Below are 14,890 nucleotides of genomic sequence, written 5' to 3'. Positions count from 1 at the left end.
GGCCTACGCCCATGGAGCGACCGGCGCCATCTGCGAATTCTCCCGACCGGAGTGAAAGCAGCCTTGGAACTGTAGGACATGGGCCTTACCCTGTCAGCCTGAGTGACTGGAGATGAGCAATGCCCGTACGTTCCGTTTGTGTGTTCTGCGGCGCCAGCATTGGTGCCAACCCTGCCTACCGTGAAGCGGCCATCGCGCTGGGCCAGGCGATTGCCCGTCGCGGCCTGACCCTGGTCTATGGCGGTGGCGCGGTCGGCCTGATGGGCACCGTAGCCGACGCGGCCATGGCGGCCGGTGGCGAAGTGATCGGGATCATCCCCCAGAGCCTGATGAATGCCGAAATCGGCCACAAGGGCCTCAGCCGCCTGGAAGTGGTCGACGGCATGCACGCGCGCAAGGCACGCATGGCCGAGCTGAGCGATGCCTTCATCGCCCTGCCCGGTGGGCTGGGTACGCTGGAGGAGTTGTTCGAGGTATGGACCTGGGGCCAATTGGGCTATCACGCCAAGCCGCTGGGGCTGCTGGATGTGAACGGCTTCTACGAGAAGCTGGGCGGGTTCCTCGACCATATCGTCGAAGAAGGCTTCGTGCGGCCGCAGCATCGGGCGATGTTGCTGCTGGGGCAGCAGCCTGATGAGCTGCTGGACGGGATGGACAGCTTTGTTGCGCCGGTGGCGCCGAAGTGGGTCGACAAGAAGCCTGACTAAACCTGTAACAGGGGCTGCTTTGCAGCCCAATCGCCGGCAAGCCAGCTCCCACAAGTACAGCGCAAGCCTTGGGCTTTGTGCAATTCCTGTGGGAGCTGGCTTGCCGGCGATTGGGCCGCAAAGCGGCCCCCGAAATCAGCGCGGGATCACTGGCTGACGCGGCTTCTTGTTGCCCTTGCCACCCTTGGCCGCTTCCTTGCGCTCCTTGGCCGCCTGCTGGTTACGCGCAAACGCTTCGGCCTTGGCCTTTTCACGCTTGTCCCACGGCTTGCTGCCATCACTGCCACGCGGCGGCAGGCCGGTGTGCTGGGTAAGAACCTTCTGCTCCTTGCCCACCTTGTGGCTACCCGCAGGGGTCGAGTTCTTGCGGCGTGCACTCTGGTAGGTATCGGTCTGCGGCTGGTGCAGCGGGATCAGTTGGTGCTTGCCCGGCCCGATCAGGTCGGCGCGGCCCATGCGCTGCAACGCCTCACGCAGCATCGGCCAGCCCTTCGGGTCGTGGTAACGCAAGAACGCCTTGTGCAGGCGGCGCTGCTCCTCGCTCTTGACGATATCCACACCTTCGCTCTTGTAGGTCACCTTGCGCAGCGGGTTCTTGCCCGAGTGGTACATGGCCGTGGCCGAGGCCATCGGCGACGGGTAGAACGCCTGCACCTGGTCGGCACGGAAGCCGTTGCCCTTCAGCCACAGGGCGAGGTTCATCATGTCTTCGTCGGTGGTGCCCGGGTGCGCGGCGATGAAGTACGGGATCAGGTACTGCTCCTTGCCCGCCTCTTTCGAGAACTTCTCGAACATGCGCTTGAAGCGGTCATAGGTGCCGATGCCCGGCTTCATCATCTTGTCCAGCGGGCCACGCTCGGTGTGCTCCGGGGCAATCTTCAGGTAACCGCCGACATGGTGGGTGACCAGTTCCTTGACGTACTCCGGCGACTCCACCGCCAGGTCATAACGCAGGCCAGAGGCAATCAGGATCTTCTTCACACCCGGCAGGGCACGAGCCTTGCGGTACAGCTCGATCAGCGAGCTGTGGTCGGTGTTGAGGTTTTCGCAGATGCCCGGGAACACGCACGACGGCTTGCGGCAGTGCTTCTCGATGTCATGGCTCTTGCAGGCGATGCGGTACATGTTGGCAGTCGGGCCGCCAAGGTCGGAGACCACGCCGGTGAAGCCCGGCACCTTGTCACGCATCTCTTCGATTTCGTGCAGGATCGACTCGTGCGAGCGGTTCTGGATGATGCGGCCTTCGTGCTCGGTGATCGAGCAGAAGGTGCAGCCACCAAAGCAGCCACGCATGATGTTCACCGAGAAGCGGATCATCTCGTAGGCCGGGATGCGCTCCTTGCCGTAGGCCGGGTGCGGCACACGGGCATAGGGCATGCCGAACACGTAGTCCATTTCCTCGGTGCTCATGGGGATGGGTGGCGGGTTGAACCACACATCCACTTCGCCATGCTTCTGCACCAGGGCGCGGGCGTTGCCCGGGTTGGTCTCCAGGTGCAGCACCCGGTTGGCATGGGCATAGAGTACCGGGTCGTTACGCACCTTCTCGAACGACGGCAGGCGGATCACCGACTTTTCCCGGGTCATGCTCGGGCTGTCGAGAATCTGCACGACCTTGGCTTCGTTCGGGTCCTCCTGGTCGCCCTTGGCCTGCTCGATGGCACAGGCCTGGGTGTCCTGGGTATTCACGTACGGGTTGATGATCTTGTCGACGCGGCCCGGGCGGTCGATGCGGGTCGAATCGATCTCGTACCAGCCCTGAGGTGTATCACGACGCACGAAAGCAGTGCCGCGCACATCGGTGATGGTCTCGATCTTCTCGCCGTTGGACAGGCGCTGGGCCACCTCGACCACCGCGCGCTCGGCGTTGCCGAACAGCAGGATGTCGGCGCTGGCGTCGATCAGGATCGAGTGGCGGACCTTGTCCTGCCAGTAGTCGTAGTGGGCGATGCGGCGCAGCGAGGCCTCGATGCCGCCAAGCACGATCGGCACATGCTTGTAGGCTTCCTTGCAGCGCTGGCTGTACACCAGGCTGGCGCGGTCCGGTCGGCTGCCGGCCAGGCCACCAGGGGTGTAGGCGTCGTCGGAACGGATCTTCTTGTCCGCGGTGTAGCGGTTGATCATCGAGTCCATGTTGCCCGCGGCCACGCCGAAGAACAGGTTCGGCTCGCCGAGCTTCATGAAGTCGTCTTTCGACTGCCAGTTCGGCTGGGCGATGATGCCCACGCGGAAGCCCTGGGCCTCCAGCAGGCGGCCGATGATGGCCATGCCGAACGACGGGTGGTCGACGTAAGCATCACCGGTCACGATGATGATGTCGCAGGAATCCCAGCCGAGCAGATCCATCTCCTCCCTGCTCATCGGCAGGAAAGGTGCTGGCCCGAAGCATTCGGCCCAGTACTTGGGATAGTCGTAGAGTGGTTTGGCTGCTTGCATGTCAGTGACCGGTTCTGGTGTGCAGGGAAATCGCGGGCGCGGAGGATAGCACAAATTTTGACCAAATCCGACTGGATTCGTGGGGATTGGTGGGGTGGGCGACGGTTGGGGATGGGTCGCCAAGTGCCTGGTTTTGGGTTTGCGGTGGCGCGCCAACCGAGCGCCGCCCGCGCGGCGCTTCGCAGCACAAGGCTGCTTGCATAGAACAACACATAACTCACTGATTTAGCAGAAACCCTGTGGGAGCGGCTTTAGCCGCGAACACCGGCGTAGCCGGTGCCATGCACCGCGCTGGATTCTTCGCGGCTAAAGCCGCTCCCACAGGATAAAGCGGCGCTTGATGAGGCTTTGTTCTCTACGCAACAGCGCAGCTCAAAGGTTCGGCGCTATATCGAGGTGAGCCCCGAGAGCTAGGCGATTCCCCACAGAAAAACTATGTCCGCTCGGACCAATCATGACCGCGCCCCCCTGCTGAGAGACGGTAATCCTTTCAGTTTTTTACAAAATATTTAACCCCTCCAACCCTCTTCAAGCGCTAACCGATTCATTAATAGGTGATTTTTCTGCCCTCCGGAAAATTGTAGGAGCTGAACTACAAGCACCAGAAATAATTCTTACGTCAACTTTCCCCAACGAATGCCGGGCAGATATTGAACCAAGGAAAAAACAAGTGATACAAAACTCCTGCGCTGAAAAGCGTACTCAAACCAACTCTATAGGAGCACTAGCCATGGGACGTCGTCGTTCTGAAATCCATACTCTGCAAATCCCTCGCGTGATGAACTACACATTCACCGAATCCGAGACCGAGTTCCTTAACCTGCTGTAAGCAATAAGCCAGAAGGGGCCTAGCCCCTTCTGTCCATATCAAGGAGCCAAAGATGATTACCGAGCGCGAGCTAAATACAGAAGAAGCCTACAACCGGCTGACAAGGCTGCTTCAGCATTTGGGACTTCATTCAAAAATAAAACTATCAAAACCTAATGGATTGGTCGCCACTTGCCACCTATACGACAGCGCCTACAAAGAGGTTTCTTGCGGCGCAGGTAAAGGAGAGCACTGTGAACTCGGGGCACTTGCCGAAAGCCTAGAGCATTATTTCGTCGACAAGACTACCCCAGCGACCATCGACAGCGACCAAATCTTGAAGTCGATAGCCCCGTTTGACGACTGGCTGCTCAAATCCATACCGCCTGCTTGCCAGATACCGTATTTCAAACTGGAAGCCCTGAATAGCTACGACAAGATAAATTTACCTGCGATAATGATTGCTCCTTCATTCAGAAATATTGATGAGATCGAAAAAACGGCTGCTGGCTTCCTTGCCAAATATGGCACCAACTCAGGAACAGCACTTGGCTGCACAGAGAGCGAGGCTCTGCTACACGCCATAAATGAAGCTATCGAGCGCCATGCCCTGTCGATGTACTATCTGTCTCTTTGCGACCTGATCTCCCCACCAGAGCTTTACCAACCCTCGAGTTCCTTTCTGGAAGAAACCTTCGCACATGACACCGCGCTTTTTCGTCATGCAAGGAACTTAGACATTTTCTTGACACACGACTTTTATGATGTGCCATTTTGCATTGCCATTTCTCGGGATAAAAATAAAGTCTCACTTAGCAGCGTAGGCTCCGGCAGCTCCATCAACCCGTCCATTGCAATGTATCGTGCCGTTACGGAGCAGCTTCAGTGCGCGCAACTTTATGGTCCGACTGAAAAACAAGAGGACCTCGCTGCAGAGAAGATGCTTTCCCGCTCAGCACGTCTTGCTTCACTTCTACATCCGAGCCCAACTCACTCCGTACCGATTCTTCATCCACCACGCACCGAGCTCAGCGTACGCGGGCAGATCAAGCGCACACTGATCAACTTGGGAAATCAAAACAAAGCTGTATTCTATCGCACACTTTATGAGCATCCGAATCTCGCAACGATTGTGCAAGTTTTCATACCCGGCCTGGAGCGATTCCACTTGATCAGGTCTGGCATTCCAGTCGCTCCGCAGAGCGCATTCAAAGGCATAAGGCAATGACATGCATATCTATCGAGGTATCTTCGCCGCCCTGAGCGCAACATTAGTACTGAAAATCGCGACCGTCGTACCTGCCCTGATCTTGGCTGACATTATTGACAACCTGTCCACCTCGGCCTCGCCTCCCCAGCTTTTGCTCGGAGCCTTCATATGCCTTGTCGCATTACAAGCCTCACTGACCCCTTTGCAAGCCTGGTGCCTGGCGCGGCTCTGCCAAGAACGCGTGAAGCAACTATCCATCCGCTGGTGCCGAGCATTGCTGGACAAACGCTTCGAGGCCTATGGACAACTCCATGGAGGAACACTGGTAAAGGTTCTGGATAGAGGAATAACGGCACAAGAGCGGTGGTTAGGTTTTCTGATTGGCTCGGCATGGCCGGTGCTGGCTGAAGCTGTGGTGCTGGTCACGCTGTTCGCATACCTCGGGGCTACCTCGGTATTGATCGGCCTCGTCCCCTTGAGCTTGGCGTATCTGTGGGCAAACGATCGCCTGGTGCGCTGGCGTCGCCCCCATATCGAGGCAGTCAACTCGCAGGAAGACGAACTGGCGGAACAATGGGTAGATACCTTCGCCAGCGCGTCAACGGTCAAACTGGAGAAGGCTGAGGATGCAGCAATGATTCCCGTCAACCAGACACTGTCGGGCTATGCCGACTCAGCGGTAGGGGTTGCCTACAGTGGCGGATGGCTTCAAGGACTGCGTACTCTGTTCATTGGCTTGGGCAGTGGTGGTTTGCTCTTGTGGGGTATTCATGATCAATCTCAGGCAACACCGCATTTAAGCCTGGGCGAGCTTGTTGCCCTCTTTACTCTGGTGAGTGGATTGCTCGCAGGCGTTGCACAACTGGCGGAAGCCTGGCGAGTACTCGACCAGTTCCGGCTCGACAAACGCAAGCTCGAACACTGGCTTCAACTCCCTGTGTTCGGCCCGACACTTTCCATAGAGACAGAGCCCCAAAATGAAAACGCAGGGCTTCGCATTACCCCCTGCCAACTCAGCGCTCGAAACGCGCTGCAACTGCAGATCGATAAGCCCTTGGTGCTACGTGCGGGAGAACGTGTCGCGCTGGTTGGGCCCAGCGGTTGTGGTAAATCGACACTTCTGCATGCGCTGGCAGGAACGGTATTCCAGTTGCGTAGGCATGTTCACTTGCACGGCAGGTGCCTGGCTGCGCTCGACGCTTGTGAGCAGTTCAGCCGTTTACGACTCTGCCCTCAGGATACGCACTTCCTACCCGGCCCACTGCCCCGCGCAGTGCTGTTCGAACATGCTCATGATCGCGCTCAAATCGAACGATGGCTTGAACAACTGGGCCTGAGCAAAGACTGGTACGAACTTGATCTGGATGCACGCGCAGAATCCATTTCGGGTGGAGAAGCACGCAGGCTGACGTTGCTACGCCTCCTAAATCAGCCAGGCGAATTCAATTTCTTTGACGAACCCACAGCTGGGCTTGATGCCGGATCGGCTGCGCGTACCTGGGATCTGCTGTTCGAAACATTCCGAGGGAGGGGGCTGATATGCGTGACGCATGATCAGAATGCCCTGTCACGTTTTGATCGGGTGATCACCATGAGCGAGGGACGGATAGTCAGCCAAGTGAAAGCAAAGATCGCTCATAACGCTGAGCTAGCCGGCGATCCGCACACCCTGTGGGAGCGGCTTTAGCCGCGAACACCGGCGCAGCCGGTTCCAGCTAACGCGGTGGATTCTTCGCGGCTAAAGCCGCTCCCACAGGGTTTCTGCTAACTCAGTGAATCATGCGCAACTTCATGAAACGGGCGTTACTCGTCATCGTCGAAGTTGTACATGCCCGGCGCCAAGTTCTCGAAGCGGGTGTACTTACCGATAAACGCCAGGCGCACGAAGCCGATAGGGCCGTTACGCTGTTTACCGATGATGATTTCCGCCACGCCCTTGTGCTCGGTCTCGGGGTGGTACACCTCGTCGCGGTACACGAACATGATCACGTCGGCGTCCTGCTCGATCGCACCGGATTCACGCAAGTCGGAGTTCACTGGGCGTTTGTTCGGGCGCTGTTCCAGGGAGCGGTTCAGCTGCGACAGGGCGATGACCGGGCAGTTGAACTCCTTGGCCAGGGCCTTGAGCGAGCGGGAGATCTCGGAAATTTCGTTGGTCCGGTTGTCGCCGGCCGAACCCGGGATCTGCATCAGCTGCAGGTAGTCGACCATGATCATGGCGATTTCGCCATGCTCGCGGGCCAGGCGGCGGGTACGGGCGCGCATTTCCGAGGGGCTGATGCCGGCGGTATCGTCGATGAACAGCTTGCGGTCGTTGAGCAGGTTCACCGCCGAGGTCAGGCGCGGCCAGTCGTCGTCGTCCAGCTGGCCGGAACGCACCTTGGTCTGGTCGATACGGCCCAGGGACGAGAGCATACGCATGATCAGCGATTCACCTGGCATCTCGAGGGAGAACACCAGCACCGCCTTGTCGGTACGCAGTACGGCGTTTTCCACCAGGTTCATGGCGAAGGTGGTCTTACCCATCGACGGTCGGCCGGCGACGATGATCAGGTCGGCTGGCTGCAGGCCGCTGGTCTTCTCGTCGAGGTCGGTGAAGCCGGTGGACACGCCGGTGATGTCACTGTCGGAGTTGAACAGCGTGTCGATACGGTCGATGGCCATGGTCAACAGTTCGTTGACCCCCACCGGGCCGCCGGTTTTCGGGCGGGCCTCGGCGATCTGGAAGATCTGCCGCTCGGCGTCGTCGAGAATCTCTTCGGCGTTGCGCCCTTGCGGGTTGAACGCGTTGTCGGCGATATCGGTACTGATGCTGATCAGCTGGCGCAGGGTGGCGCGCTCGCGAATGATCGCGGCGTAGGCCTTGATGTTGGCTACCGACGGGGTGTTCTTGGCCAGCTCGGCCAGGTACGCCAACCCACCGACTTGCGAAGAAAGGCCTTCCTTGTCCAACTGCTCGTGCAGGGTCACCACGTCGAATGGCTGGTTGGCGTCGGCCAACTTGTGCACGGCACGGAAGATCAGGCGGTGGTCATGCCGGTAGAAGTCGCCATCCGATACCTGGTCCAGCACCCGCTCCCAGGCATTGTTGTCCAGCATCAGGCCACCGAGCACGGCCTGTTCGGCCTCGATGGAATGCGGCGGTACCTTCAGGGCTGCGGTTTGCAGGTCTAGCTGTTCGGAGGTGGTGATCTCGTTCATGGCCACGAAAGAATTCTGGAGGATGAAAAAGACAAAGGGCACGGCCTGTCGAAAACAGGACCGTGCCCGATGTTAACCGCCTGACCCACAAGGAGCCAGCCAGTCAGCGCAGCTTAGGCAGCTACGACGACCACGCGTACGGTGGCTTCAACGTCGCTGTGCAGGTGCACGGCTACGTCGTATTCGCCAACCTGACGGATGGTGCCGTTCGGCAGACGAACTTCAGCCTTGGCCACTTCAACGCCGGAGGCGGTCAGGGCGTCAGCGATGTCGTGGGTGCCGATCGAACCGAACAGCTTGCCTTCGTCGCCAGCGGTGGCAGTGATGGTCACTTCCAGCTCGGCCAGTTGGGCAGCGCGGCTTTCAGCCGAAGCTTTCTTGTCAGCAGCTGCTTTTTCCAGCTCGGCGCGACGCTCTTCGAACGCAGCCAGGTTGGCGGCGTTGGCAACGGTGGCCTTGCCGAATGGCAGCAGGAAGTTACGGCCGTAACCAGCCTTAACTTTTACTTTGTCGCCCAGGTTGCCCAGGTTAGCGACTTTTTCCAGCAGGATCAGTTCCATTTGGTAAAACCTCTTAACTTTTAACCTTCACCGTTCGCGGAGTCATTCCCCTTGGGGGACTTGCGACCGCGAAAATCAATCAGGCTGTCGACAATGGCCAAAACCACCAGCAACGGATAAATCAGCTGCATGATCAGCGGCAACGTCACGTACATGCCCACCAGCCAGAAACCGGCCAGTCGCCCCTGCGCCACCAGCCCGTGCATCAAGGCGATGCCGGCCAGCACCAGTACCAGGCTGGAGGCCGATGCCAGGACGATGAACTGCGGCCCGATGAACGGGGCCACCACCATCACTGCCACCAAGACCGCCATGGTCTGTTTCGGCAACCTCAGCGCGCGAAACTCGCGACCGAAGCCTCCAGGGTTGTACAACGCTGCCTGCCAGTAGCGCGCCAGCACCAGGGCCAGCACACTGAACAATTGCACCGTCACTGCTGTGGAAGCGACCAGCACAGGGCGGATCAGCTCACCGGAGAGCACCGGTTGCCCCTCGATTTTCGGCATGGCTTCGGCAAACGCCTTGGCCAGCACATCGAAGGTTTGTGCCAGCGCCAGATCGAGCACGAGGCTGAAAGCCACGGCGAACACGGCACTGACCAGCAACACCCGGCTCCAGGGATGCTCGGCGCGCAACAGCGCAGCCAGGCCCAAGGCACCCGCGATCACCAGAAAGGTGATGGGATCGCCCATGACCCACACGGCCAGCCCGGCCAGCAGGCCGCCGGCGATGACCGTTGTAGCATCCTTGAACCCACGCCGCAGCAGCACAAGGCTGCCGGCAGCGGCACTCAACCAGAACAGCAGCGGCAGTACCGCGCTGATGACCACCACCAGGGTGGCCTGCACACGACCGCGCATGATGAAACTTGCTAACGCTCGCATGCTAATCCCTTACTGCTTGTCGACGACCCGGTCTCAGCGGCCGTGGCTGTCGGTGTAGGGCAGCAGGGCCAGGAAGCGGGCGCGCTTGATAGCGGTAGCCAGCTGACGCTGATAACGAGCTTTGGTACCGGTGATACGGCTTGGAACGATCTTGCCGGTTTCGGATACGTAAGCTTTCAGGGTGTTGAGATCTTTGAAGTCGATCTCTTTCACGTCTTCAGCAGTGAAGCGGCAGAATTTACGACGACGGAAGAAACGTGCCATTTAATAGGCTCCTCTAAAGGTCCGTGGATTACTCGTCAGCGTTATCGCTGGAGTCGCTGTCATTGCTGTCGTCGCCATCGGCGGATTCAGCATGCTCAGGACGCTCACGACGCTCACGGCGCTCGCTGCGGTTTTCTTCAGCCTTCAGCATCTCGGACTGGCCGGTAACGGCTTCGTCGCGACGGATGACCAGGTTACGGATAACGGCATCGTTGTAGCGGAAGTTGTCTTCCAGCTCGGCCAGGGCCTTGCCGGTGCACTCAACGTTCAGCATCACGTAGTGAGCCTTGTGAACATTGTTGATTGCGTAGGCCAGTTGACGACGGCCCCAGTCTTCCAGGCGGTGGATCTTGCCACCATCTTCTTCGATCAGCTTGGTGTAACGCTCAACCATGCCGCCGACTTGCTCGCTCTGGTCCGGGTGAACCAGGAAGATGATTTCGTAATGACGCATGAATGCTCCTTACGGGTTAGTAGTCTGCCAGCGAATCTGGTCAGACAAGGAGTGAATGACACTGTATGTCTTGCACGGAGGGGAGGCACATGTGCGCCTGCCAGCTCGGCAAGGGGCGCAATTGTAGAGAAGGCGAGGCGTACAAGCAAGGTGATTGGTGAATATTTGAACAGCCTGAAAAATATTCAGAATGTGTCAGGCCCGATTCGCGGGCACGCCCGCTCCCACAGATCAACTGCTGCCTTTGGCATTGCAGATTACCTGTGGGAGCGGGCGCGCCCGCGAAGAGGCCGGCGCAGGTTATAGATCAGCGCTTGGCCTGACGCTGACGCACAGCCTCGAACAGGCACACGCCTGTCGCCACCGACACGTTCAGGCTGCTGACACTACCGCCCATCGGCAACTTCACCAGGAAATCGCAATGCTCGCGGGTCAGCCGGCGCATGCCCTTGCCTTCCGCGCCCATGATCATCACCAGCGGCCCGGTCAGGTCCTGCTGGTAGATCTCCTGCTCGGCCTCGCCGGCGGTACCTACCACCCACAGGCCACGCTGCTGCAGTTTTTCCAGGGTGCGCGCCAGGTTGGTCACGGCCACCAGCGGGATGACCTCCGCAGCGCCACAGGCCACCTTGCGCACGACCGGCGTCAGGGTTGCAGACTTGTCCTTGGGCACCACCACTGCCGTGGCACCGGCGGCATCGGCGGTACGCAGGCAGGCGCCAAGGTTGTGCGGGTCGGTCACGCCATCCAGCACCAGGATCAGCGGTGGTGTTTCGGTGCGTTCGAGCAATTCCTCGAGCATCAACTCGCCCCAGACCTGGCTCGGGCTCACCTCGGCAACCACACCCTGATGCACGCCCTCTACCCAGGCATCCATCTCACGGCGCTCGGCCTGGCCGACCGCCACGCGATTTTCCGCGGCCAGCGCCAGCAGCGCCTGCAGGCGTGGCTCGCTGCGTCCTTCCGACAGCCAGATCTGCTTGACCCGTTTCGGATGGTGCTGCAGCAATGCCTGCACGGCGTGCACGCCGTAGATCTTTTCCAGCTGACTCATGACTTGCTCTTGCTCTTGCGTGGCGCGCCGGACTTCGACGGGCCTTTACGGTGCTTGGTCGGCTTGCCGGAGGCCTTGCCGCCCTTTTCCGACTTGCTGCTGGCATGGCCGCCACTGCGCGCCTCGCTCATCAGCGCCTTCTTCATTTCGCGGCTCTTGCGCACTTCGGCGTTACGCTGCACAGCGTCTTTCGGGAAGTACGCCTCGGCGGTCTCGCTCTTGCGGCTGCGCGGCTTCGGCGTGGCCTTGGCCTCGACCGGGGCCTGCTCGGCCTGGCCGGCAGCCGGTGCGGCACCACGTTGTTTGCGGCCGATCGGGGCGGCGAGGGTCTTTTCCGACACTTCGAAGTCGATCTTGCGCTCGTCGAGGTCGACGCGCATGACCTTGACCTCGATCGTGTCGCCCAAGCGGAAGCTGCGCCCGGTACGCTCGCCAGACAGGCGGTGGTGCACCGGGTCGAAGTGGTAGTAGTCGCCCGGCAGCGCACTGACGTGCACCAGGCCTTCCACATAGATATCGGTCAGCTCGACGAACAGGCCGAAACCGGTCACCGCGGTGATCACACCCGGGAAAGTCTCGCCCACGCGGTCCTTCATGAACTCGCACTTGAGCCAGTTGACCACGTCACGGGTGGCTTCATCGGCCCGGCGCTCGGTCATCGAGCACTGCTCGCCAAGCTGCTCGAGGGTGTTCTCGTCGTACGGGTAGATGCGCGCCTTGGGGATGCTCATGGCGCCGGCACGCTTGACGTGCGGGGTTTCGACCCTGGAACGGATGATGCTGCGGATGGCGCGGTGCACCAGCAGGTCCGGGTAGCGACGGATCGGCGAGGTGAAGTGGGTGTACGCCTCGTAGTTCAGGCCGAAGTGGCCGTTGTTGTCGGTGCTGTACACCGCCTGGCTCAACGAACGCAGCATCACGGTCTGGATCAGGTGGAAGTCCGGGCGCCCGGCGATGCTCGCCAGCAGTGCCTGGTAATCCTTCGGCGACGGGTCCTTGCCCTTGTGCAGGGTCAGGCCCAGTTCGCCCAGGAAGGCGCGCAGCTTTTCCAGACGCTCTGGCGGTGGGCCGTCGTGCACGCGGTACAGGGCCGGCACGCCATGCTTCTGCAGGAACTCGGCGGTGGCCACGTTGGCCGCCAGCATGCATTCCTCGATCAGCTTGTGGGCGTCGTTGCGCACGGTCGGGCGGATTTCCGCGATCTTGCGCTCGTCACCGAAGATGATGCGGGTTTCCTGGGTCTCGAAGTCGATCGCGCCGCGGGTGTGACGGGCCTCCACCAGCACCTTGTACAGGTTGTACAGGTTCTTCAGGTCCGGCACGACTGCCTTGTACTCCTCGCGCAGCGCCTTGCCCTCACGGGTGCGGGAGTGCTCGAGCATGCTGCTGACCTTGTTGTAGGTCAGGCGGGCGTGGGAGTGGATGACGCCTTCGTAGAACTGGTAGTCGACCATCTGGCCGGCTTTGTTCATGGTCATTTCGCAGACCATGGCCAGGCGATCGACATGCGGGTTCAGCGAGCACAGTCCGTTGGACAGCTCTTCGGGGAGCATCGGTACCACGCGCTCGGGGAAGTACACCGAGTTGCCGCGCTGCTGGGCCTCGACGTCCAGGGCCGAGCCCAGGCGCACGTAGCTGGACACGTCGGCAATGGCCACATACAGGCGCCAGCCACCGGAGAACAGGCGCAGCTTGCCCAGCGGTTCGCAATAGACGGCGTCGTCGAAGTCACGGGCGTCCTCGCCGTCGATGGTGACGAACGGCAGGTGGCGCAGGTCGACGCGCTTCTCCTTGTCCTTCTCTTCGACTTCGGAGCGGAACTTGCGCGCTTCCTTGATCACGTCCTTGGGCCAGACGTGCGGGATATCGTAGCTGCGCAGGGCAACGTCGATTTCCATGCCCGGCGCCATGTAGTTGCCGATGACCTCGACCACATCGCCTTGCGGCTGGAAGCGCGGGGTCGGCCAGTGGGTGATCTTGATCTCGACGAACTGGCCGATCTTGGCACCGCCGTTGCGCCCGGCGGTGACCAGCACTTCCTGCTGGATCTTCGGGTTGTCCGGGGTCACGTAGCCGATACCGCCTTCTTCGAAGTAACGGCCGACCACGCTTTCGTGGGCACGGGAGATGATTTCGACCAGCACGCCTTCACGGCGGCCACGGCGGTCGACGCCGGATACGCGGGCCAGGCCGCGGTCACCGTCGAACACCAGGCGCATCTGCGACGGGCTGAGGAACAGATCTTCGCTGCCGTCGTCCGGAATAAGGAAGCCGAAGCCATCGCGGTGACCGGAGACGCGACCGCAGATCAGGTCCAGCTTGTCTACCGGGGCATAAGTGCCGCGCCGGGTATAGATAAGCTGGCCATCGCGCTCCATTGCACGCAGTCGGCGGCGCAGGGCTTCGATCTGGTCTTCGTCGTAAAGACCGAACTCGGCCGCCAGCTCCTCGCGTGCGGCCGGTTCGCCACGGTCGGCGAGGCGCTGCAGGATCAGCTCACGGCTGGGAATGGGGTTGTCGTATTTTTCCGCTTCGCGAGCGGCCTCGGGATCGAGGGATTGCCAATCGGCCATCAGAAGGGGTTCACCTTGGGGTATATAGATAGGAATTCTGGCATAGGCGTATTGAAACCGGAAATGTCAGCCTTGGACAGCCCCACCGGCGCCTCCGGCGAGCAGGAATAGGCCTGCGGAATCAACAAGTTGAATTTTTTGAAATTTTTTTCGCTTGGGGGGTTTACAGCCCCCCGGACCGTCCGTATAGTGCGCACCACAACGACGGACAACCCCGAAGTTGTAGTAGAGATGAGCGGCGCTGTAAAGCATCAAGTAATCTCGAATGTGTGCCCAGGTGGCGGAATTGGTAGACGCGCTGGTTTCAGGTATCAGTGGCTTAACGGCCGTGGAAGTTCGAGTCTTCTCCTGGGCACCAAATATTTTCAAGTAACAGATGACCAAGGATCTGTTACTACTGTGTGAAAGCGAACGATAGTCGCCTTCTCCAGATGATGTAAAGCTTTGCCCAGGTGGCGGAATTGGTAGACGCGCTGGTTTCAGGTATCAGTGACTTAACGGTCGTGGAAGTTCGAGTCTTCTCCTGGGCACCATACAAAAACCCACTAGCTTGCTAGTGGGTTTTTTCTTGCCTGCGATTTTTGTATCCCTCCTCTTTCGGTCATAGGTGCAAACCTGTGCCGGCCTCTTCGCGGCTAAAGCCGCTTGTATGGTGATACTCGAAGGGGTGGTGGGACGAAAAAGCCGAATCTGACTGTTCACAGCAGTACAGACCGTGGGAGAACTCGCCCCACCCCTT

11 protein-coding genes and 2 tRNA genes are annotated in these 14,890 nt (G+C 59.9%); 5 read left to right on the top strand and 8 right to left on the bottom strand.

All coding sequences use genetic code 11. The features are described 5' to 3' along the window. Positions 1-119 precede the first annotated feature (119 nt). Entirely contained in the window at positions 120-707 is a 588-nt protein-coding gene (locus CAG44_RS23805; RefSeq protein ID WP_025340819.1) for a TIGR00730 family Rossman fold protein, read from the top strand. A gap of 135 nt (positions 708-842) precedes the next feature. Here the strand turns inward: CAG44_RS23805 and CAG44_RS23800 are convergent, their stop codons facing one another. Then, complete coding sequence (locus CAG44_RS23800; protein WP_025340820.1) at positions 843-3,143, bottom strand: YgiQ family radical SAM protein; 2,301 nt, start codon at positions 3,141-3,143, stop codon at positions 843-845. A gap of 881 nt (positions 3,144-4,024) precedes the next feature. Between CAG44_RS23800 and CAG44_RS23790 the strand changes: the two genes are divergently transcribed. Together CAG44_RS23790 and CAG44_RS23785 are read left to right on the top strand one after the other, a co-directional pair. Then, positions 4,025-5,179 (top strand): YcaO-like family protein, encoded by a 1,155-nt coding sequence (locus CAG44_RS23790; protein ID WP_085693111.1) that lies wholly within the window; start codon positions 4,025-4,027, stop codon positions 5,177-5,179. Position 5,180: 1 nt separating this feature from the next. Further along, a complete protein-coding gene (locus tag CAG44_RS23785; RefSeq protein ID WP_085693110.1) occupies positions 5,181-6,848 on the top strand; it encodes an ATP-binding cassette domain-containing protein in 1,668 nt (555 codons plus the stop codon). Positions 6,849-6,964: 116 nt separating this feature from the next. On the opposite strand, the gene dnaB is transcribed toward CAG44_RS23785, so the two are convergent. The 7 genes from dnaB to rnr form a co-directional block, all read right to left on the bottom strand. Beyond that, positions 6,965-8,362: a replicative DNA helicase gene (gene dnaB / locus CAG44_RS23780; protein WP_015271992.1), complete on the bottom strand. Its 1,398-nt coding sequence runs from the start codon at positions 8,360-8,362 to the stop codon at positions 6,965-6,967. Positions 8,363-8,475: 113 nt separating this feature from the next. Next, entirely contained in the window at positions 8,476-8,922 is a 447-nt protein-coding gene (gene rplI, locus CAG44_RS23775) for a 50S ribosomal protein L9 (protein WP_003249568.1), read from the bottom strand. Positions 8,923-8,942: 20 nt separating this feature from the next. Beyond that, positions 8,943-9,806 carry a hypothetical protein gene (locus tag CAG44_RS23770; protein ID WP_025340821.1) on the bottom strand — a complete coding sequence of 288 codons (864 nt, stop codon included), beginning with the start codon at positions 9,804-9,806 and terminating at the stop codon, positions 8,943-8,945. Between the two features lie 33 nt (positions 9,807-9,839). Continuing rightward, the gene (gene rpsR, locus CAG44_RS23765; RefSeq protein ID WP_003249563.1) at positions 9,840-10,070 is read right to left on the bottom strand and encodes a 30S ribosomal protein S18; all 231 of its coding nucleotides are present in this window, start codon (positions 10,068-10,070) and stop codon (positions 9,840-9,842) included. 28 nt (positions 10,071-10,098) lie between these two features. Then, on the bottom strand, positions 10,099-10,524 hold the full coding sequence (rpsF, locus tag CAG44_RS23760; protein ID WP_013974420.1) for a 30S ribosomal protein S6: 426 nt from the start codon (positions 10,522-10,524) through the stop codon (positions 10,099-10,101). A 307-nt stretch (positions 10,525-10,831) separates the two neighbouring features. Continuing rightward, positions 10,832-11,578: a 23S rRNA (guanosine(2251)-2'-O)-methyltransferase RlmB gene (gene rlmB / locus CAG44_RS23755; RefSeq protein WP_003259007.1), complete on the bottom strand. Its 747-nt coding sequence runs from the start codon at positions 11,576-11,578 to the stop codon at positions 10,832-10,834. Further along, entirely contained in the window at positions 11,575-14,151 is a 2,577-nt protein-coding gene (gene rnr, locus CAG44_RS23750; RefSeq protein WP_013974421.1) for a ribonuclease R, read from the bottom strand. The genes rlmB and rnr overlap by 4 nt, the downstream gene beginning before the upstream one ends. A 271-nt stretch (positions 14,152-14,422) precedes the next feature. Between rnr and CAG44_RS23745 the strand changes: the two genes are divergently transcribed. Continuing rightward, positions 14,423-14,509, top strand: a tRNA-Leu gene (locus tag CAG44_RS23745). Between the two features lie 88 nt (positions 14,510-14,597). Beyond that, positions 14,598-14,684: transfer RNA gene (locus tag CAG44_RS23740), tRNA-Leu, on the top strand. Positions 14,685-14,890 lie beyond the last annotated feature (206 nt).

This window comes from Pseudomonas sp. B13(2017), assembly GCF_002113245.1.
Lineage (GTDB): Bacteria > Pseudomonadota > Gammaproteobacteria > Pseudomonadales > Pseudomonadaceae > Aquipseudomonas > Aquipseudomonas putida_Z.
The sequence above is the reverse complement of the archived record's forward strand: the minus strand, read 5'-3'. Positions and strand labels throughout refer to the sequence as shown.

What these genes read in the sequence shown, in the direction of transcription:
- CAG44_RS23770 (WP_025340821.1), bottom strand. Translation starts at nt 9,806, where the DNA reads ATGCGAGCGTTAGCAAGTTTCATCATGCGCGGTCGTGTGCAGGCCACC.
- rplI (WP_003249568.1), bottom strand. Translation starts at nt 8,922, where the DNA reads ATGGAACTGATCCTGCTGGAAAAAGTCGCTAACCTGGGCAACCTGGGC.
- rlmB (WP_003259007.1), bottom strand. Translation starts at nt 11,578, where the DNA reads ATGAGTCAGCTGGAAAAGATCTACGGCGTGCACGCCGTGCAGGCATTG.
- dnaB (WP_015271992.1), bottom strand. Translation starts at nt 8,362, where the DNA reads ATGAACGAGATCACCACCTCCGAACAGCTAGACCTGCAAACCGCAGCC.
- rpsF (WP_013974420.1), bottom strand. Translation starts at nt 10,524, where the DNA reads ATGCGTCATTACGAAATCATCTTCCTGGTTCACCCGGACCAGAGCGAG.
- rpsR (WP_003249563.1), bottom strand. Translation starts at nt 10,070, where the DNA reads ATGGCACGTTTCTTCCGTCGTCGTAAATTCTGCCGCTTCACTGCTGAA.
- rnr (WP_013974421.1), bottom strand. Translation starts at nt 14,151, where the DNA reads ATGGCCGATTGGCAATCCCTCGATCCCGAGGCCGCTCGCGAAGCGGAA.
- CAG44_RS23800 (WP_025340820.1), bottom strand. Translation starts at nt 3,143, where the DNA reads ATGCAAGCAGCCAAACCACTCTACGACTATCCCAAGTACTGGGCCGAA.
- CAG44_RS23805 (WP_025340819.1), top strand. Translation starts at nt 120, where the DNA reads ATGCCCGTACGTTCCGTTTGTGTGTTCTGCGGCGCCAGCATTGGTGCC.
- CAG44_RS23790 (WP_085693111.1), top strand. Translation starts at nt 4,025, where the DNA reads ATGATTACCGAGCGCGAGCTAAATACAGAAGAAGCCTACAACCGGCTG.
- CAG44_RS23785 (WP_085693110.1), top strand. Translation starts at nt 5,181, where the DNA reads ATGCATATCTATCGAGGTATCTTCGCCGCCCTGAGCGCAACATTAGTA.